At 69.8% G+C, this 18,860-nt stretch carries 19 protein-coding genes; 6 read left to right on the forward strand and 13 right to left on the reverse strand.

All coding sequences use genetic code 11. From position 1 onward, the window contains the following. Positions 1 to 26: 26 nt before the first annotated feature. From OWR29_RS19855 to OWR29_RS19915, 12 genes are all read right to left on the reverse strand, one after another. The gene (locus tag OWR29_RS19855) at positions 27 to 398 is read right to left on the reverse strand and encodes a response regulator (RefSeq protein ID WP_267564406.1); all 372 of its coding nucleotides are present in this window, start codon (positions 396 to 398) and stop codon (positions 27 to 29) included. Beyond that, a complete protein-coding gene (locus OWR29_RS19860) occupies positions 395 to 670 on the reverse strand; it encodes a hypothetical protein (RefSeq protein WP_267564407.1) in 276 nt (91 codons plus the stop codon). The genes OWR29_RS19855 and OWR29_RS19860 overlap by 4 nt, the downstream gene beginning before the upstream one ends. After that, on the reverse strand, positions 651 to 3,002 hold the full coding sequence (locus tag OWR29_RS19865; RefSeq protein ID WP_267564408.1) for a chemotaxis protein CheA: 2,352 nt from the start codon (positions 3,000 to 3,002) through the stop codon (positions 651 to 653). The genes OWR29_RS19860 and OWR29_RS19865 overlap by 20 nt, the downstream gene beginning before the upstream one ends. Continuing rightward, on the reverse strand, positions 2,999 to 3,385 hold the full coding sequence (locus OWR29_RS19870; RefSeq protein WP_267564409.1) for a response regulator: 387 nt from the start codon (positions 3,383 to 3,385) through the stop codon (positions 2,999 to 3,001). Before OWR29_RS19870 ends, OWR29_RS19865 begins: the two co-directional genes overlap by 4 nt. Further along, positions 3,382 to 4,257 carry a CheR family methyltransferase gene (locus OWR29_RS19875; RefSeq protein WP_267564410.1) on the reverse strand — a complete coding sequence of 292 codons (876 nt, stop codon included), beginning with the start codon at positions 4,255 to 4,257 and terminating at the stop codon, positions 3,382 to 3,384. Before OWR29_RS19875 ends, OWR29_RS19870 begins: the two co-directional genes overlap by 4 nt. Continuing rightward, complete coding sequence (locus tag OWR29_RS48290) at positions 4,254 to 4,850, reverse strand: HEAT repeat domain-containing protein (RefSeq protein ID WP_438872621.1); 597 nt, start codon at positions 4,848 to 4,850, stop codon at positions 4,254 to 4,256. The genes OWR29_RS19875 and OWR29_RS48290 overlap by 4 nt, the downstream gene beginning before the upstream one ends. 19 nt (positions 4,851 to 4,869) lie before the next feature. After that, entirely contained in the window at positions 4,870 to 5,922 is a 1,053-nt protein-coding gene (gene cheB / locus OWR29_RS19890; RefSeq protein WP_267564411.1) for a chemotaxis-specific protein-glutamate methyltransferase CheB, read from the reverse strand. An 11-nt stretch (positions 5,923 to 5,933) separates the two neighbouring features. Continuing rightward, positions 5,934 to 7,490, reverse strand: coding sequence for a chemotaxis protein CheW (locus OWR29_RS19895; RefSeq protein WP_267564412.1), 1,557 nt, complete (start codon positions 7,488 to 7,490; stop codon positions 5,934 to 5,936). Positions 7,491 to 7,495: 5 nt separating this feature from the next. Beyond that, positions 7,496 to 9,448: a methyl-accepting chemotaxis protein gene (locus tag OWR29_RS19900; protein ID WP_267564413.1), complete on the reverse strand. Its 1,953-nt coding sequence runs from the start codon at positions 9,446 to 9,448 to the stop codon at positions 7,496 to 7,498. Between the two features lie 209 nt (positions 9,449 to 9,657). Then, entirely contained in the window at positions 9,658 to 10,224 is a 567-nt protein-coding gene (locus OWR29_RS19905) for an HhH-GPD-type base excision DNA repair protein (RefSeq protein WP_267564414.1), read from the reverse strand. Positions 10,225 to 10,347: 123 nt separating this feature from the next. After that, positions 10,348 to 11,067 (reverse strand): response regulator, encoded by a 720-nt coding sequence (locus OWR29_RS19910; RefSeq protein WP_267564415.1) that lies wholly within the window; start codon positions 11,065 to 11,067, stop codon positions 10,348 to 10,350. After that, a complete protein-coding gene (locus OWR29_RS19915; protein ID WP_438872622.1) occupies positions 11,064 to 12,227 on the reverse strand; it encodes a sensor histidine kinase in 1,164 nt (387 codons plus the stop codon). Before OWR29_RS19915 ends, OWR29_RS19910 begins: the two co-directional genes overlap by 4 nt. 120 nt (positions 12,228 to 12,347) lie before the next feature. Between OWR29_RS19915 and OWR29_RS19920 the strand changes: the two genes are divergently transcribed. The 5 genes from OWR29_RS19920 to dtd all read left to right on the forward strand — a co-directional run bounded on the left by OWR29_RS19920 (position 12,348) and on the right by dtd (position 17,452). Beyond that, positions 12,348 to 13,082 (forward strand): ABC transporter ATP-binding protein, encoded by a 735-nt coding sequence (locus OWR29_RS19920; RefSeq protein ID WP_267564417.1) that lies wholly within the window; start codon positions 12,348 to 12,350, stop codon positions 13,080 to 13,082. Further along, positions 13,076 to 15,523, forward strand: a complete 2,448-nt coding sequence (locus OWR29_RS19925) for an ABC transporter permease (RefSeq protein ID WP_267564418.1) — start codon at positions 13,076 to 13,078, stop codon at positions 15,521 to 15,523. The genes OWR29_RS19920 and OWR29_RS19925 overlap by 7 nt, the downstream gene beginning before the upstream one ends. A gap of 184 nt (positions 15,524 to 15,707) precedes the next feature. Further along, on the forward strand, positions 15,708 to 16,058 hold the full coding sequence (locus OWR29_RS19930) for a hypothetical protein (RefSeq protein WP_267564419.1): 351 nt from the start codon (positions 15,708 to 15,710) through the stop codon (positions 16,056 to 16,058). A 183-nt stretch (positions 16,059 to 16,241) separates the two neighbouring features. Then, positions 16,242 to 16,901, forward strand: a complete 660-nt coding sequence (locus OWR29_RS19935; RefSeq protein WP_267564420.1) for a phosphotransferase — start codon at positions 16,242 to 16,244, stop codon at positions 16,899 to 16,901. 128 nt (positions 16,902 to 17,029) lie between these two features. Beyond that, on the forward strand, positions 17,030 to 17,452 hold the full coding sequence (gene dtd, locus OWR29_RS19940; protein WP_267564421.1) for a D-aminoacyl-tRNA deacylase: 423 nt from the start codon (positions 17,030 to 17,032) through the stop codon (positions 17,450 to 17,452). A gap of 1 nt (position 17,453) precedes the next feature. Here dtd and OWR29_RS19945 read toward each other — a convergent pair whose 3' ends face one another. Next, the gene (locus OWR29_RS19945) at positions 17,454 to 18,242 is read right to left on the reverse strand and encodes a sporulation protein (RefSeq protein ID WP_267564422.1); all 789 of its coding nucleotides are present in this window, start codon (positions 18,240 to 18,242) and stop codon (positions 17,454 to 17,456) included. Positions 18,243 to 18,488: 246 nt separating this feature from the next. On the opposite strand from OWR29_RS19945, the gene OWR29_RS19950 reads away from it, so the two are divergent. Then, positions 18,489 to 18,860, forward strand: a 372-nt coding sequence (locus OWR29_RS19950; RefSeq protein ID WP_324291255.1) for a sigma-70 factor domain-containing protein, incomplete at its 3' end; no start/stop codon positions are given.

Raw genomic sequence — 18,860 nt, forward strand, 5'->3', positions numbered from 1 at the left:
CATCGACTACCTCCAGAAGGTGGCGCTCAGGCGCCCGGGACGACCTGCTTGATGACGCCGAGCAGCTGCTCGGGGCCGACCGGCTTGACCAGCCAGCCGGTGGCGCCGGCGGACTTGGCCTCGTTGCGCTTGGTCTGCTCGGACTCGGTGGTCAGCATGAGCATCGGGGTGAACCGCATGCCGGGCGCCTTGCGCGCCTCGCGGACGAACGTGATGCCGTCCATCTGCGGCATGTTGACGTCGCTGATGATCAGGTTGGGCTTGACGCCCTTGGCCAGCTTCTCCATGGCTTCCTTGCCGTGCCCGGCGGTCTCGACGGTGTAGCCCGCCTTGGTCAGGATCGACTTCAGGCTCATGAGCATGGTGGCGGAGTCGTCGACGAGCATCACAGTGGTCATGGAGGTTCACTCTCTGGTAGTACGGGCCCCCCGCTGCTCCCCCTGAGCAGCGGCAGCACCTGCGTAGCCAAGAAGGCGTCCGTTGGTGACGAGGTAATCCTCGGCTGGAAAAGCAGCAGGGCCTGGAGCGCGCCGGTATGCAGATGGTTGCATCGCCGCAGATTCACCTTGGGCTTGTCGGTGATCCGCAACCAAGCGGCCAGCGGCTCCACCTCATCGACGGTCACCACGCCACTGAGGGTGGCTGTCGTCTCATTGAGCTCGAGCGGCAAGGTTCAGCACCTCCTTCATGTTCAGCACCAACAGCACCAGGCCGTCACCCAGCAGCGCCGTGCCGGAGAACTCGTCGGCGTACGCCAGCAGGCCCTCCATCGGCTTGAGGATGACGTCGACCTCGCGGTGGAACTGCTCCACGAGCAGCCCGACGCGCTGACCGTGCAGGCTGACGATGAGAATCGCGCGGTCGGCGGCCGGGTCCGGGGTCCACGGCATGTCCAGGGCGCGGGCCAGGTCGACGACCGGCACCACCTCGTCGCGCAGCACGACGACCTCCTGGTGCAGCACCCGCCCGATCTCGGCCGCGTGCACCCGTACGGTCTCGACGACCAGGTCGACCGGGATGCCGAAGCGCTGGCCGGCCACGCTGATCACCATCACCTGGGTGACCGCCATCGAGAGCGGCAGGCGCAGCCGGGTCGAGGTGCCGCGGCCTAGCTGCGAGCGCATGGTCACCGTGCCGCCCAGCTTTTCGACACTGGCCCGTACGGCGTCCATGCCGACGCCCCGGCCGGAGAGGTCGGACACCTGGTCGGCGGTCGAGAACCCGGGCCGGAAGACCAGGTCGACGGCGTCCGTGTCGCCCATGGCCTCCAGCTCCTCCTCGCTGATCAGGCCCTTCTCGTACGCCTTGCGTTTGACCTTGTCCGGATCGATGCCCCGCCCGTCGTCGGCGATCTCGACGATCACGGCATCGCCGTCGGCCACCGCCGTGAGGGTGACCGTGGCCGCGGCCGGCTTGCCCGCCGCCACCCGGTCGGCCGGGGACGCCTCGATCCCGTGGTCGAGGCTGTTGCGCACCAGGTGGACAAGGGGATCGCCGAGCGCCTCGATGACGTCCTTGTCGGCCATCGTGTCCTCGCCCTCGGTGACCAGTTCGACGCTCTTGCCGAGCCGGCGCGAGAGGTCACGGATCAGCCGGGGGAACCGCGAGAACGCCACCGACAGAGGCAGCATCCGCACGTCCATCACCGCCGCCTGCAGTTCCTCGGCGATCCGGTGCAGCCCCGAGTACTGGTCCTTGATCCGGCGGCCGAGCACCCGGCTGCCGAACTCCTCCTCGGCCGCGTCGGCCAGGAACGTCAGGCCGTTCTTGGCCACGTTCAGCTCGCCCACCAGCTCCATCAGGTGGTCGACCTTCTCCTGGTCGACCTTGAGGATGCGGGTGCCGACCTGGCCGCCCGGGTCGTCGGCCCGGCCCCGATCGGCCGCCGCCATGGGTGGTGGCGGAGGCGGTGCGACGGGTTCCTCGGGCGGCGGCGGGGCACTGTCGAGGAGCGTGCTGACCCGCGCCGTCAGCGACTCGAGATCGGGTTCACCGGCCTCCACCGGCATGCCGAGCGCGGCCGCGGCGGCCGACACCGAATGGGCCACCGCGGCCAGTCGAGGACCGGAGGGCGTGTCGACGTTCAGCGAGCGCTGAGCGGCGGCCAGAATGTCGTACGCGTCCCGGGCCAGCTCCAGGTTGCCGGCCACTGCCTCGGCGACGTGGGCCATCTGTTCCTCGACCGGAGTCGCGGGCGCCTCGCCGGCCAGGTGACGGCGGATTGCCGTCCCGTCCAGCTCCACCGTCTCGATCTGGTCGGGCACATACCGGAACAGGTAGTTGAGCTCCCCGACGGCGGCCCGGGTGGCCAGCACGAACCCGATCAGGCACTGGTACTCGTCGAAGTCGGCCGGGGGCGGCCAGGCGGCCGGCTGCACCAGCCCCAGCTTGGCCAGGGCCGGCACCTGGCTGATCAGGTGCAGCGGATCCTCGGCGCGGAAGAAGCAGCCCTCGTCGGGCGTGTACCGCACGAACCGCATGGTTGCCGAGGTGGTGACCAGCCAGCTCGCGGTCTCCTCGAGCCATTCGGCGTCGAACTGGTCGAGCCAGTCCGGCGCCGCGTCGATGGTGGAGGCGCCGGACCGGGCCGGTGTCGCGTCCGCGGCCGCCGCCGGTTCCCCGCCGAGCGGGGCCCGCAGCTTCGTGATGAGGCCGGCGGCGTCGGCTCCGGCCGAGGCGGGCAGCTGCTCGTGCGCGGTGACGTGGGCCAGCCAGCCGCGGATCAGGTCGAAGGCGGCCAGCAGGTCGTCGGTCATGCCCGAATCGAGGGCGAGCCTTCCCCCGCGTACGGCGTCGAGAAGGTCCTCGGCGGCGTGGGTGAGCCGGGTCAGCTCGGGGAAGTCGAACAGGCCGGACGAACCCTTGAACGTGTGGGCCGCCCGGAACACCTCGTTGACCAGCTCCGGGTCGCCCGGGTCGCGTTCGAGCTGCAGCAACCCCTCGTCGACCTGGGTCAGCAGGTCGGCCGCCTCGGCCAGGAACTGGGCGAGCAGCGGGTTCATGCGGCGACGCCCGCGGTGAGCATGCGGGCGACCCGGGCCAGCCGGTCCTTGTCGACCGGCTTGACCAGATAGAGGTTCGCCCCGGCGGCGTACGCCCGGTCGGCATCGCCGCGGCTGTCCTCGGTGCTGATCATCACGATCGGCGCCGGAGTGCCCACCGTGGCCGACCGCAGCGTCTCGACGCAGGTGTACCCGTTCATCTTGGGCATGTTGACGTCGATCACGAAAAGGTCGAAGGCGGTGTTCAGCGCGGCCTCGACCGCCTCGAGCCCGTTCGCCGCCTCGGACACCTCGAAGCCGGCGCCGGTGAGCAGCGTCGTGTGATAGAGCCGCACGGTCGCGGCGTCGTCGACAACGAGCACCTTGGGGCGCTTCTCGGTCATCGGGAGCCTCCGATCGGACGTTGATAGACGATTCCCTCCGGCAGCCGGGCCGGCGTGAAGATCGGCGAGATGCGGCTCATCGACTCGGAATGCCCCAGGAAGAGGTAGCCGCCGGGACGCAGCGCGCCGTACAGGTTCTCGGCCGCCCGCCGGCTCGACAGCTCGTCGAAATAGATGAGCACATTGCGGCAGAAGATCACGTCGAAGTCGCGGAACCCGCGCATGGCCACGGTGTCGCAGACGTTGATCTGGTGCAGCGTGACAGCATCGCGGATGCCCTCGTCGAGCTGATAGCGCACCCCGACCGGCGTGAAGTACTTCTTGCGCCAGGCCGGCGGCACCCGATGCACCGAGCGCTCGTTGTAGCTCGCGAGCTCGGCCCGGGCCAGCACGTCGCTGTCGATGTCGGCGCCGTGGATCTCGACATCGACGTGGTCGATCTGGTCCCACTCCTCGAGCAGCCGCAGGGCGATGGAGTAGGGCTCCTCGCCGGTCGAGCAGGGCAACGAGAGAATCTTGACCGGGCCGTTGAGCCGCCCGACGCCACCCCGGGCGGCCAGCACGTCCGGCAGCACCGTCCGGATCAGCGACTCGAACTGATAGTCCTCGCGCAGGAAGTACGTCTCGTTGACGGTCAGCTGATTGATCAGCTCCTGCAGCAGGCCGGACCGGTCGTTCAAGCGCAGCGCGGCGAACCACGAAGCGAAACCGCTGTAACCGGCCTGCCGGATGCATGTCTCGATGCGTTTGTCCACGAAGTACCGCTTGGACTCGGTGAACTGGATGCCGGTGCGCTTGTAGAAGTAGTCGCGGAACTTCTCGAAGTCGGACACCGTGAGCGCGGCGCCGGCCGTCTTCGTCGAACTGGTCATCCCACTGCCGCCTCGACCGTGAACCGCAGGAACGGGTCGTCCGGAAAGCGGTGGACGGCGTCCCTGAGCAGTTCGGTGTGCTCCGGGGTGATCGAGGGCAGCAGAGCGTCGATTGCCGCTGTCACGACATTCGGATGCGGATCCGCCCGGATCATGTCGGCCAGCCAGGTGAGAGCCCCGGGATGGGGCAGGTCGGCCAGAACCATCGCGGTCATCACGCGTACGTCGTGGTCGGGGTCCTGCACGAGACGCGGGATGATCGCCGGCACGGAGCCGGGCATGGTCGCCAGCGCCTCGGCCGCCGACGTGCGCAACGACGCCTCGTCGCTGGCCAGATGGACCGCGAGCGCCTCGGCGACCTCGTCGGTGTCGTGCGCGGCCAAGGTGGTCAGCATGGCATCGCGTACGGCCGGGTCGGTCTCACCGGCCACCCGGGGGATCAGGGCCGGCACGGCCTCAGCCGAGCCGTCCAGGCCCAGGGCGGCCTCGCGACGGACGTCGGGATCCGGATCGTCGAGCTGTTCCACCAGCGAGGCAGCGCTCGGTGCGGCCTTCTCCGCGGCCGGTTGCTGATCACGGCGTACGAGTCCCACGGTTTTCCTCCTCGGTGCCTCAGCGGACCCATTCGGCCAGTTGGTCGGCGATGGCATGGGACGGCAGCACCTCGGTCGCGCCGCCGCGCCGGGCCAGCTCCCCCGGCATGCCCCAGACCACCGCGGTCTCCTCGGCCTCGGCGATCGTGCGGCCGCCGCCCTCGCGGACCGCCGCCATCTCGGCCGCGCCGTCGTCCCCCATCCCGGTCAGCAGCGCGCAGACCAGCCGTTCGGGCGCGATGTGGCGGCGGGCCGACGCGACCAGCCGGTCGACGCTCGGGTGCCAGCGGTATTCGGCCCCGGCCGGCACGCTCTTGACGATCAATCCGTCCGTACGCCGGGCCACCACCACGTCGTTGCTGCCCCGGCCCAGATAGATCGCGCCCGGCCGGACTGTCATGATCCGGTCGACCTCGTGCACCCGCAGCGCGCAGATCTCGTCGAGACGGCGGGCCAAGGTGGCCGTGAACGAGGCCGGGATGTGCTGGGCGACGACGACCGGGGCGCTCAGGGTGGCCGGCAGCCGCGGCAACAGCTCGTTGAGCAGCGCCGGGCCGCCGGTCGAGGACCCGATCAGGACCAGGTCGCAGCGCTGGGCCGCCGCGGACCGCCGGGGCGGGGGTGTGGCCGCCGCCGTGGCCCGGATGCGGGCCGACAACCCCTGAGCCCGGCCGATCCGAGCTTTGGCCGCGGCCCGCACCTTGCCGGCGATCTCGGTCGCGATGTCGCTCATGTTCAGCGACACCGTGCCGCCCGGCTTGGCCACGTAGTCGACCGCGCCCAGCTCCAGAGCCTCCAAAGTGACCAGCGCGTTCGCCTCGGTCAGCGACGACACCATGACCACCGGCGTGGGGTGATCGGCCATGATCTTGGCCAGGCAGGTGAGACCGTCCATCTCGGGCATGTTGATGTCGAGCGTGACCACGTCCGGGCGTACGCGATCAAGCTGGTCCAGGCCGTCGGAGCCGTTGCGGGCCGTGTGCACCTCGAAGCCACCGGCCTCCTCGAGGATGCCCTTGATGGCCCGGCGCATCAGCGCGGAATCGTCGACGACCAGCACAGAGATAGCCATGAACGGTCCTGTCAGACTGGCTCGAGGACGTCGGCGGCCTCGTGGACGGCACACTCCAGCTCGGCTGCCTCGTCGGCCGCCAGCAGCTGGTCGACCTGGACGAGCAGCAGCATCCGCTTCTGCTCGGGCAGGTTGGCCACGCGCGACACCACGCGGGCCTGCTCGGCCGACAGCCTCGGGGCCGGTTCGAGCACGTGCCGCCCGATCCGGCCGACCTCGGCCACCGAATCCACGATGAAGCCGGTCCGGACACCGCCGATGATCAGCACCACGATCCGCTGACGCTCGTCGCGTTCGCTGCGAGGCAACCCCAGCCGGGTCCGAAGGTCGACCACGGGCAGCACGGTGCCGCGCAGGTTCACCAGCCCCTCGACGAAATCGAACGACCGGGGTACGCGGATGAGTGCCTCGGGTACGCGGATGATCTCCTGTACGGCGTCGACGTCGACCGCGTACTCCTCGTCGTCCAGCCGGAACACGACGAACAGCTCCTCGTCGCCGCGCCCGTCGTCGGCCTGCTCCTCGGCCATTCCTGGTCCCTCCTCCCGGTCCTGGTGCTCGGCGATCTCGCTGCGGACCTCGGGCGAGTCGAACATGCGGTTCACACTCAGCACCGACACGAGACGCTTGCCGTCCTCGAGCCGGCACACCGACTCGACCTCGCTCTTACGGCCGTCACCGGCCATGAAGCCGGGCAGCGGCGCGACCAACTGGTGCGGCACCCGCAGCACCTCGCGCACCGTGTCCATCACCACGCCGACCACGCCTCCGTCGAGCGAGACGACGACGATCCGGTTCTGCGGCTCCAGCGGAGTGACCGGGAGCCCGAAGACGCGGCGCATGCTGACCACCGGCAGCAGCCGGCCTCGCAGGTCGATCACGCCGAGGACCCGGCTGCCCGCATTGGGCACATGGCTCACCGACTCCGGCGCCTGCACGATCTCCTGCACCTGGTCGATGGGGAGCGCGTACTCCTGACCCTGCACCGCGAAGCTGACAAGCTCGAGCGTGTCGTCGTTCTCGGCCTCGTCGTCCTGGTCCGCCGATGTTCCCACCGAGGGCCGCGTGGCCCCGGTGACCTCGCGGCTCGCCGCGGCCTCGGCCAGCCCGTCGAACTGACTACCGACCAGACGGTCGACGTCGAGCACGCTGGTCATGCCGCCACCGTCCACCTTGATCACGCCGACCAGGACGTCCGACCGCACGGTGGACTGCACGTCGTCGGCCGGTTCCATCGCCGACGGGTCGATGCTGATCACGCTGGCCACCCGGTCGACCACGAAGCCGAGCGGCACGCCGCCGTCGACCACGATGACCCGGGTCGTCTCGTCGTGCCCGGCCTGGGGCATGCTGCAGCACTCCCGCAGGCTGACCACCGGCAGAACGCGGCCCCGCAGATTGGCCAGGCCCTCGAGCGCCGGCGGGCCGAGCGGCACCTTGACCACGGCCGGCATGCGGATGATCTCTTGCACCCGGCTCATCGGGAACGCGTACCGCTCGTCGGCCATGTCGAAGGTGACGTAGTCGGCGTTGTCGTCCTCCACGGCCAGATCGTCGTCACTGGTCACCGGGCTCACCCAGCGTTCTGCAACTCGTCGGCCAGCGCGGCGATCTCCTCCACCGCGGCGGCCAGCTCCTCGGCCCCCTGCGCCTGTTCGCGCGCCGCGGTGGACGACTGCGCGGCCAGCTGCTCGGCCTGGTTGGCGGCGGTCGAGATCTGCTCGAGGCCGGTCTTGACCTCGCCGAGGATGCCGGCGATATGCAGCGCCGACTCCCGTACCTCATCGTTGCCGGACCGCACCTGCTGCATGTCCCGCTCGATCTCCTCGAGCCGCTGCGTGGTGGCCTTGGCCGCCTCCACCTCGGCCAGCGCCTGCCGGCTGGTCTCCTCGAGGTCGGCCCGCACTTGCACGATCCGGTCCTGCACCGACTTGACCAGGTCCTTGATGCGGTCGGCGTTGTCGGCCGAGTCGCGGGCCAGATTGCGGATGTCGGTCGACACCACGGCGAAGCCCTTGCCGAACTCGCCCGCGCGGGCTGACTCGACCGAGCCGTTCACGGCCAGCATGTTGGTCTGGATCGAGACGTTCGCGATGGCGTCGACGATCTTGTCGATCCGGCGTGAGATCTGCTCCAGCTCCGACACCTTGCGCACGTTGTCGATGCCGTCCCGGGCCGACTGCCCGATCGCCTCGATCATCGAGTCGACGGCGACCTTGTTGGTGCCGAGCATCTCGAGAATGACATCAGCCCGCTCGACCGCCGTGCCACCCCGGGCCGATGACAGTTGCGCACCCTGCTCGATCAGATTGACGGCCTCGGCGGTCTGCTGAGCCTTCTCGGCCGCCGTCCGCGCCCCCGAGTTGATCTCGGAGATCGCGGTGTTGATCTGGGTCGCGGCCCGGTTGATCTCCTCGACCGCGGCCGACAGCTCCTCGGCGACCGAGGCGACCTCCTCCGCGCTCTTGGTGATGTCAGTGCTCGACCGCAGCGTCTCCGAGACCTCGGCCAGGGTCTCGGCAGCCTGCTCGCTCTGCCGCAAGGCCTGCGTCTGCTGGTTGACCGTCTGCAGCGATTCCTCACAAGCGGCCGACTGCTGCTCGGCCGCCGCAGCGATCTCTTCGGATCGGGCCTTGGCACCACCCGCCGCTGTCCGGGCTTCGGCAGCGGCGTCGGCCATCTCGGTCGCACCGGTCATGATCGTGCCCATGTCGGCCCGGATCGTCTCGAGCTGCTCGGTGATCGATTTACCCTTCTCGACCTCGCCCCGCGCGGTCTCGGCCGACGACTGCACCGCGGAGGCGATCGCCGTGACGCTGTCCCGCACCTCGTCGATGAGGTCACGGATCTGGCGGGCGCTGCGCTCGCTGGTCTCGGCCAGGGTGCGCACCTCGTCCGCGACGACGGCGAAACCCTTACCGTGCTGGCGGGCCCGGGCGGCTTCGATCGCCGCGTTGAGTGCGAGCAGATTGGTCTGGTCCGCGATGTGGGCAACTGTCTTGACGATTTCGCCGATTTCGTCGGCTTGCTTCTCCAGCTCGCTGATCGTCACGACCGACGCCGTCTGCCGGCCCGAGGCGTTGTCGACGTTGGCGAGCAACAGGTTGATGCCCGTACGGGTCTCGTTCAACAGGTTCTGCAGAGCCTGGCTGAGGTCGGCCACCTGCCGGGTGGTGGCCTCCTGACGGCTGACCTGGTCCTCGACCTGGTTCATGGCGGCCAGACTTTCCTGGGTCGCGCCCGAGGCCTGTTCGGCGCCCGCCGAGATCTGCTGCATCGACTCGGTGAGCTGGCGTGACGCCTCGGCGGCCTCGGCGTTCTGGGCCGAGATCTCGGCGGTGGCCGCCGCGATGCGTTCGGCGGCCTGTTGCTGCTTGGCGACGGACCGGGCCTGCCGGCGGCTGGCGTCGGTGTCGCCGCCCCCACCGCCCCGAGGCGGTCGGGTGGAGGCCGGTGCGGAGATCGACCGGCTGGTGCGGGCCTGGTCGGAAGCCCGGCCGTTGGCGGTGCTCGTAGTCAGGGGCATGGGGGTGGACTCCCTCTCGTGGGAATTGCCTCACGCGATCAGCGTCAGGACACCGGAGTCGGGAAATGCACCGCGAAATTCAGCGGGCTTCTCACCTATCCGAAATCCTGGCACCGGCAAAGACGCCGCGAAGAGAAATCCAATTACTTCAATGAGACCAGCTCAGAGCGGGTTAAGACCGACTTTTACGGCTGCCACACCTGTCCCACTCAGGCCTTGGCGGCTGCTTTCATCTCTTTCTTATAAGCGCGCACCTTGCCGAGCGACTGCTCGTCGACGATGTCGGCCACCGACTTGTAGGAACCCTCGACGCCGTAGCCGCCGGCGGCCTCGCGCCAGCCGGCCGGCTGCACCCCGTACTGCTTGCCGAGCAGCGCCACGAAGATCTGCGACTTCTGCCGGCCGAACCCGGGCAGCGAGGCGACCCGCTTGAGCAGTTCGCCGCCGTTCTCGGCACCGTCCCAAAGCTTGGCGGCATCACCGTCGTACCGCTCGACCAGCGCCCGGCACACCTCTTGCACCCGAGCCGCCATGGCCTTCGGGAACCGATGCAACGCCGGCGGCTTGGCGAAGATCGCGATCAACCCCTCCGGGTCGAACTCGGCCAGCTCAGCCGCGGTCGGCGCATGCCCGAGCCGCTGAGCCAACACGAACGGCGAGCTGAACGCCTTCTCCAACGGAATCTGCTGATCGAGCACCATGCCGATGAGCAGCGCCAACGGATCGGTGGACAGCAGCTTGTTGGCCTCAGCGTCAATCGGCAGCGAAAGCGTCATGGCGCTCATCCTCGCAGGTCTCCCCACCCCGTCGCTGCCGCCCGCCCGCGCTCGCCGCCGCGTTCACAGGGCCGCCCGCGTTCATCGCTGGCCTGCCGCGTTCACTGGCCCGCCCACCGGCGTTCAGCGGAGGCCGCCCTCGTAGGCGGCGATGACCAGGTGGGAGCGATCGCGGCCGTCGAACTTGGCCAGCAGGCGGTTGATGTGGGTCTTGACCGTGGACATGCTGACACCCAGATCGGCGGCGATCTGATCGTTCGAGAGGCCGCGAGCCACCAGGATCAGCACCTCGCGCTCGCGCCCGGTGATGTGCGGCAGCGGCGTCACCTGGCGCTCGGGCATCTCGACATACGCGTCGATCAACTGACCCTGGGCTGTCAAGGCCAGCAACCGCCCGCCCGCCGCCACATGCTTGATCCCCGCGATCAGCTCACCGGGCAGCGCCTCTTTCATGAGGAACCCCTGCGCGCCCGCCCGCAGCGCCCCCACCACGTACTCCCGCAGGTCGAACGTGGTCAACATGATCACCCTCGATGCGACCGGCGGAAAGCCCTGACAGATCTGCCGCGTGGCCTCGATCCCATCCATCTCCGGCATCCGAACATCCATCAACACGACGTCGGGTTCCTCGCGCCGAACGACCTCCACCGCCTCCCGCCCCGTGCCGGCCTCACCGACGCAAACCAGCCCCGGCGTGTGATCAATCAACAGCCGAAAGCTGCCCCGCACCAACACCTGATCGTCAGCCACCACCACCCGGACATCACTCACCGCTCCAACCGCAGGCGCCGCCGGACCATCGCTCACGGCTTCAACCGCAGCCCGGTCCGCGACCTCGCTCATGGCTGAAACCGCAGGGTTGTCGCCACTGCCCAGCCGCCGCCGGGGCGGGGGCCGGCGCTCAGCTCGCCACCGAACTGGGCGGCGCGCTCGCGCATGCCGATCAGCCCCTGGCCGGCCTCTGACCGTTCGCTCCCGTCGTGGTGGGCACCGTCGTCGGTCACCTGCACGCCCACCCGGCCTTCGCCGGCCACGATCTCGATGCGGCAACGGCTGGCGCCCGAGTGCCTGACCACATTGGTCAGCGCCTCCTGCACAACGCGATAAACCGAGAGCGCGACGTCGTCCGGCATTTCGCTCGCGGCGCCCGTGGCCTCGGATCGACTGTCGAACTCGACCGCCAGGCCGGTGGACCGGGCCGCCGCGACCAACCCGTCGAGGTCGGCGAGCTTGGGCATCGGCCTCATCGCGGCCTCGGCCCGGATAACACCGAGCGCCCGGCGGATCTCGCCAAGCGTCTCCCGGCTGGTGGTGGCGATGATGCGCAGTGCGTCGCGCATCTCGTCCGGACGCTCCTGGCCGACGTGATCGGCGATCGTCGCCTTGACCGCGATCATGCTCATGCTGTGGGCAACGATGTCGTGCAGCTCGCGGGCGATGCGCAGCCTCTCTTGCTCCACCGCGAGCGCGGTCGCCTGCTCCACTCGGGCGGACGCGTGAGCACGGCGTTCCCGGACCACGCGCCCGGTGGCCCAGCAGGCGCCGGTGACCCAGCTGATCAAGCCGGTGCCCATCACGTCGTGCGACGTCATACCGAATACCGCCGCCACGACCACCACGGCGGCCAGAACGACGGGTACCGAGTGCCGCCGCCGGATCTGGAGGCCGACCGAGTAGAGGACGAGCCCCAGCGCGACGACCGGCGCCGGACCGGCGTAGAAGGGAATCACCCCCGAGCCGACGACCAGAGCCACAAGAGCCAGGGTCAGGACCGTCGCCATGATCGGCCAGAGGCGACGGACAGCCACCGGCAGACCGAGGACGAGCCCGGCCAGCAAAGAGGCCCAGCCCGGCTCGGACCAGCCGGATTGAGGGCTGATCGGGCTCTCGGTCGCCGCATACCAGCAGCCGAGCACGGTGGCCACGGCCAGCAGGCCGTCGATGGCGATCAGCTGGCCGCGGCTGAGCCTGCGAAGGAGCAGAGAGGGCGTAGCGGCAGTCACGAAGGCGACGTTATCGAGCCGAGCCGATCCGAAGCGTCAACCCAGGGTTCGATTTTAGCCGGCCCCCGCCGGAACCCAGGTTTGACGACAACCGGCCCGCCGCTCGCCAGGCTCGACGCCATGACGACACCGATGGTTTCGATGCGAGATCTGCGGATGGAGTACGGCGCCGGTCCGAGCCGGGTGACCGCGCTCGACGGCCTGTCGGTCGACCTCCCGGCCGGCAGCTTCACCGCCGTGATGGGCCCGTCGGGCTCGGGCAAGTCCACACTGCTTCATTGCGCCGCCGGGCTCGACCGCCCGACCTCCGGCCAGGTGACGGTCGACGGTGTCCGCCTGGCCGAGCTCGACGAGACCGCATTGACCCTGCTGCGCCGCCGGCGGATCGGCTTCGTCTTCCAGGCCTTCAACCTGATCTCGTCACTGACCGCTGCGCAAAATGTCGCCCTGCCGCTCCGGCTGGCCGGGCGCCGCATCACACCCGGCGAGGTGACCGCCGCGCTCGAGGCGGTCGGCCTGGCCGATCGGGCCCGGCACCGCCCGGTCGAGCTCTCCGGCGGTCAGCAACAGCGGGTGGCGATCGCCCGGGCGATGATCACCCGGCCCGCCGTGATCTTCGCCGACGAGCCGACCGGTGCCCTCGACAATCAGACCTCCCGCCACGTCTTGGAACTTCTCCGCGCATTGGCCACCGGGCAGGGGCAGACGATCGTCATGGTGACGCACGACCCGGTGGCCGCAGCGTGGGCGGATTCCGTGCTGCTGCTGACCGACGGGCGTCTGGCCGACCGCCTCGACGGCGCCTCGGCCGAGGTGATCGCCGCTCAGATGGCTCGGGCGGAGGCGGCGTGCTGAGGCGCGACCGGCTCGGGTCGTTCATCGCGGTTCTCGTCGGCGCGACAGTGGTCACCCTGACGCTCACGCTGCTGGCCTCGGCCGTTCCGCAGCGCCCCGACCGATTCGCCGCGGTGACGGTCGCTGTGCAGAACCCGGACGTGACCACACCGGCCGACCCGTTTCCCGAATCCAGACCGTGGTCGACGGCCGAGGCGACCGCGTTGGCCACCCGCCTCGCCGCAGTTCTCGGCGTCGAGGCAGCAGTCGCCGACCGCAGCTTCTACGCCCAGCCGGTCATCGGCGGGCGTCCCGTGGCCGAGATTCAGCAGGGCCATGGCTGGGCGAGCGCGGTCCTGGCGTCCGACCGCCTGATCGCGGGACGTCCGGCGGCCACCGGGCACGAGGTGGTGCTGGGTGCGGGTGCAGGTATCCCGGTCGGCGGTTCGGTGACCGTTCTGACCGCCACCGGGCCGGCGACGTGGGAGGTCACCGGGCTGATCGACGCCGCTCGGCTCTATGTCGCCGACACCGAGGCGGCCCGTCTCGCTCCCGGCGTGCGCGTCATCGGACTGACCGGCGAGCCCAACCCAGAGGCGGTACGGGCCGTGGCGGACGGCGCGACGGTGCTGCACGGCGACGGGCTGGGGCGGCTGGAGCCCCGGTCCGACGCGCGCGACCGGTGGATCGGCCTGCAGGTGCTGACGGCCATGGTCGCTCTCTCGGTGTTCTCGTCGGCCTTCGTTATCGCTTCCACGCTCGCGCTCTCGGTGAATCAGCGGCGACGCGAGATAGGCCTGCTGCGGGCGGTCGGCGCCACGCCTCGTCAGGTGCGGCTAATCGTGCTGCGCGAGGCAGGCGTGACCGGTCTCTGGGGCGGTGCGAGCGGCGCGGTCCTGGGTCTGCTGCTGGCGCCGCTGGTGGCTGGCGTATTGGTTGATGCGGGTTTTCAGCCCGAGTCATTCCGGGTCGGGGTGCGGATCTGGCCCGTCCTGGCCGGTGTCGTCATGGGACCGCTCGTTGCCGTGGCCGGCGGGTTGCTGGCCGCACGGCGGGCGGCACACGTGCATCCGATCGAGGCGTTGCGCCGGGCCGAGGTCGAGACGCGGCCCATGACTCGCGCCCGGTGGGTCGTCGGGCTGGTGTTCGCGGCGGGTGGTGTGGCCGCTGGTGCGGCCACAGTGGTCACTGACGACTTGTCCGCTCTCGGCACTTACGCGTTGCTCGGGGCCATGGCGCTGATCGTGTCCGCGGCGGTGCTGGCGCCGGCCGTGGTGCCGCTGGTGGTGGGGCTGATCCTCCGACCGGCGGGCGGAGCTCTCGGCACGGTGATCCGCGAGAGCGCCCTGGCCGGATCGCGGCGGACGGCTTCCACGGCCGCCCCGGTGCTGCTCACGGTCGCCTTCTCGGTGTTCATCGCGGGCAACGTGCAGACGGCCGAGAAGGCATACGCCGAACGCCGGGCGGAGGCCACGGCCACGCGAGAGGTGATCGTGCCCGACGGCACGCCCGGCCTGAGTGACGCGGCCGCGCCCACCGGTGAACTACGCACCAGCGTCTACATAGGCAAGACGGTGATGACTGCAGCCGGGTCGCCGTCCGGGCCGGATGACGGCAGCGTGGTCCTGGGCGAGTCCCGGGCTCGCGAGTTCGGTGTGGCCGAGGGCGCTGTGATCACCGTGACGTTCGCCGACGGTGCGCGGGTGCCGCTGCGGGTGTCGGCCGTGGAGCCGGACCGGTCGGCATCAACCGGAATGCAGCTGGCCCGAGAGGTCGTTCGGCGGCACGATCCGTCGGCGCTGGCGCCGGCGATGCCCCTTCCGGCGGAAACGACGGCAGCCGGGAAGGCAGCGGCGCGACCATCGGCGGCGGAAACGGCAGAGGCGCAACCGTCAGCGCCAGGAACGGCGGCAGCGCGACCGACGGCGGCAGGAACGGCAGCGGCGCGACCGTCAGCGCCAGGAACGGCGGCGGCGCGGTCGTCGGTGGCGGCTTCTGTCGGCGGCAGAGTCGTCGACGTGGCCACGTACGCGCGGGAGGCCGACGCTGAAGAGGATCGCCAGGTCTGGATCTTCACGCTGCTGCTGATCGGCATCTCGGTGGGGTACGGCGCGCTGGCCGTCGCAAACACGCTGGCCATGGCGACGGCGCGGCGAGCGAACGACTACCGGTTACTGCGGCTGGCCGGGGCCACTCGGCGGCAGGTGCTGCTGGCCGTGGCCGGCGAGTCGGCGCTGGCCGTGGTGGTTGGCTCGGTCCTCGGGATCGCGGCCGCTGTCTTCGCTCTGCGCGGGGCGACCGCGGGCTTCCGAGCTCAGACCGGCACGTCGGTCGGGCTCACCGTGCCTTGGCCCGTACTGATCGCGGCGGTGGGCACGTGCTTCGTCCTGGCCGTGATCGCCGCCACGCTTCCGGCTCGGGCTCACCTGAACGCTGCCAACCCGCTGCGGGAGCGAGCATGATGGCCGTCGGGAACCTCCGCACCGGCCAGGCCGTGATTCGCGCCGGTCCGGGGCTCCCGTGAGGCCCTGACCGGCTCGAGCAGCCGACACGTGGGGGTGATCGTGGCCACGCCGCGGGCCACCTCCCGGTTTACCGGCGAGCTGTGAGGGCACCTGCTGTGCCGATCTGCCGAAAGGAAACGAGATGAGCGACTCGCAGGAAGACATCGAGCGGGAGATCCTGGGCGGCGACTACGGTCCCGGGGTTCTCGACGAGCCGAGCACGTACCGCCCCGAGAAGGGTGACGACGACGCCGGGCTGTCGAGCACGCTCGCCGCGGGCACCGACACCGACCAGCTCCAGGACGGCGGACCGCACCCCGAGCACGGCGTCATGACCACGACCGGCGGCACCGCGGGCCCGAACAGCTTCCGCACGCGCCCACGCTCCGGCCCGGGCGTCGCCAACACCACGACCGGCGACGCCACCACCGGCGCGATGGAGACCCCGGTCGACGGCTACACGAGCGACGCCAGCAGCAACTCCGTCGACTGACCCCGAGCGGGCAGAGTCCACGGTTCTCCGCCCGGCGGGCAGCTCCCGCTGCAGCCCGCCGGGCGGATCGCCGTCGCACCAACCGGCAGCACCTTGGTGCGGTGCGCCGTCGGCTCGCTGTTGCGGGTCGGTGGCGGTTTATGCGGGGCGCGGGCGGGTGGGGGGTTCGGCTACCGTCAGCGCGTGAGCGGGAACGCGTTGGGTGAGCCGTTCGCGTCCGGGCGGGAAGCGGACGTCTATGCGCTGCGCGAGGGTGTCGTGCTGCGGCGCTACCGGAATGGTGAAGACGCTACGGGCGAGGCGGCGGTCATGGCCTACGCCGCGGGGCTTGGGTATCCGGTGCCGCGTGTGTTTCGGGCAGATGGGCCCGAGCTGGAGATGGAGCGGCTGGATGGGCCGACCATGGCTGCGGCCTATTTGAACGGGGAACTGGGGCCGGACGCCGCAGCCTCGATCATGGCGGATCTGCCCGGGCGACTTCATGCTCTGCCGGGGCGTGACAAGGTCGGCTCGATCGTGCACCTCGACCTTCATCCTGAGAATGTTGTGCTGACTGAGCGCGGGCCGATGGTGATCGACTGGCGTAACGCTGGTGACGGCGACCCCGACTTCGACACCGCGTTGACGGCCTTGATCTTGGCGCAGGTCGCTATCGGGTCGATCGAGCACGAGATCGGTGCGGACGCGGGGGCCATGCTTCAACGTCTGCTTCAGCTGGTGTCGGGGGATCCGCTCGCCAAGCTGGATGAGGTTGTCGCCTTCCGGGCCGGGCAGTGGACCATGTCGGCTGAGGAAGTCGCCGCCCTTCCCCGGGCCGCCGCCCTGGTGCGCGATCTCGCGTGAGCGGGTGAACGCGGCGACTCGCAGACAGATGACCGGCTTGATCGTCCGGTCGGCCGGCTCGTACGAGAAGCTGAGCATGCCGGTCAGGTCGAGCTGGCCGGCGTGTCGGTGCGAACAGGGAGTTGTGAATGCGGGCGTTGGTACAGACCGTGAGCCGGGCCGCCGTCACTGTCGATGACGAAGTTGTCGGGAAGATCGAGGACGGGCTGCTCGTGCTGGTCGGGGTGACGCATGACGACACTCCGGCCAAGGCGGCCGAACTCGCTCGTAAGACCTACGAAATGCGCATCCTGGACAATGAGGCCTCCGCGGCCGACCTCGGGGCGCCCCTGCTGGTGGTCAGCCAGTTCACGCTCTATGGGGACGCGCGCAAGGGGCGTCGCCCCACCTGGAACGCCGCCGCGCCGGCCGAGGTGGCCGAACCGCTCGTCACCGCGTACGTCGAAAGCCTGCGCGCCCGGGGAGCGACCGTCGAGACCGGCCGCTTCCGGGCGCACATGCTGGTCGAAAGCGTGAACGTGGGACCGCGGACGATCCTGATCGAGCTCTGAATCAGAAGAACAGGCCGCGCCGCTGGGCGGACTGCCGCAGCCAGTTGTCGAGCTGGGCCGCCCAGTCAGTGTGGTCGACCGTCGCGTAGTCGACGTCGAAGCGGCCGAACGCGTCGTGACCCTCGGTGAACAGGCCGCCCCGCTTGTCGATCTCGAGGATGACCTGCAGCTTGTGCGGCGTCGGGATGAACGTCAGCTCGAGCTGGTTGATGCCGCTGGCGTAGGCCGACGGCGGGTAGAACTCGATCTCTTGGTAGAACGGCAGGTGCTGCTCGGCGCCGTACACCCGGCCGCGCTCGACGTCGGCCCGGCTGAAGCGGAAACCCAGCCGCAGCAACGCGTCGAGGATGCGCTCCTGCGCCGGCAGCGGGTGCACCGCCACCGCGTCCAAGTCGGACTTGTCGACCGCGCGGGCGATCTCGAGCTCCGTGGTCAGGCCCATGGTCATGCCGTGCAGATGCTGCCCGTACACCTCGGTGATCGGCGTTTCCCAGGGCACGTCGAACCGGAACGGCACGTCGTAGCGCGCGCCCGGGTCGAGCCGGAACGAGCCGGTCAGCCGCTGACGGTGAAACTCCTGATCGGTGTTGTACTCGCTGTCGCCGCTCTCGACCTCGACGCGGGTGATCAGCCCGACCGCCAGATATTCGACGTCGACGGCGTGGTCGCCACCGACCACGTGCACCTGGCCCTCAAGGAATCCACCGGGCCGGCAATTGGGGTTGGCCAGCACAGTTTCGACCGACGGCCCACCGACTCCGAAGGCTTGCAACATTTTCTTGAAGACCACTGAACCATCTCCTCCACGCGGGCGTTTGGGGAACAGTATCGGCGCGCAACACGCGGCGAGTACCGGCGAACCGGTCACTTGTCGGCTTGGCGACGTCAGGGTTCTCCCTGATTCATGCCACCTGGACGCTTGCCTCACCTCGGTTTAACGCGTCCCAGGCCAAGCTATCGATCACACCGGCACGAAGCGGCTGGGAATGCACGAGACGGTTATCAGCGGGGAGGGGACTGAAAGGTGGTCCTGCAGATGAAGGCGTCGGAGTCCAAGACGGCGGTTGCCGTCGACAACAGCGTGACCGACGGTGTCGAGCTCCTTACCGACCTGGACGCCACGGACGAGCGCGGCGTCTCCGCCGACCTGGTTCGTGCGTACCTCAACGGCATCGGCCGCACCCGGCTGCTCACCGCGGTCGAAGAGGTCGAGCTCTCCAAGCGGATCGAAGGCGGCCTGTACGCCGAGGAGAAGCTTCCCGAGGCCGCCGACGACCTGGCCCCGCTCCTGCACATCATCGTCGCGGAGGGCAAGGCGGCCAAGAACCACCTGCTCGAGGCCAACCTGCGGCTCGTCGTGAGCATCGCCAAGCGGTACACCGGGCGCGGCATGGCCTTCCTCGACCTG

It is taken from the genome of Paractinoplanes pyxinae (assembly GCF_026626335.1).
Taxonomy (GTDB): domain Bacteria; phylum Actinomycetota; class Actinomycetes; order Mycobacteriales; family Micromonosporaceae; genus Actinoplanes; species Actinoplanes pyxinae.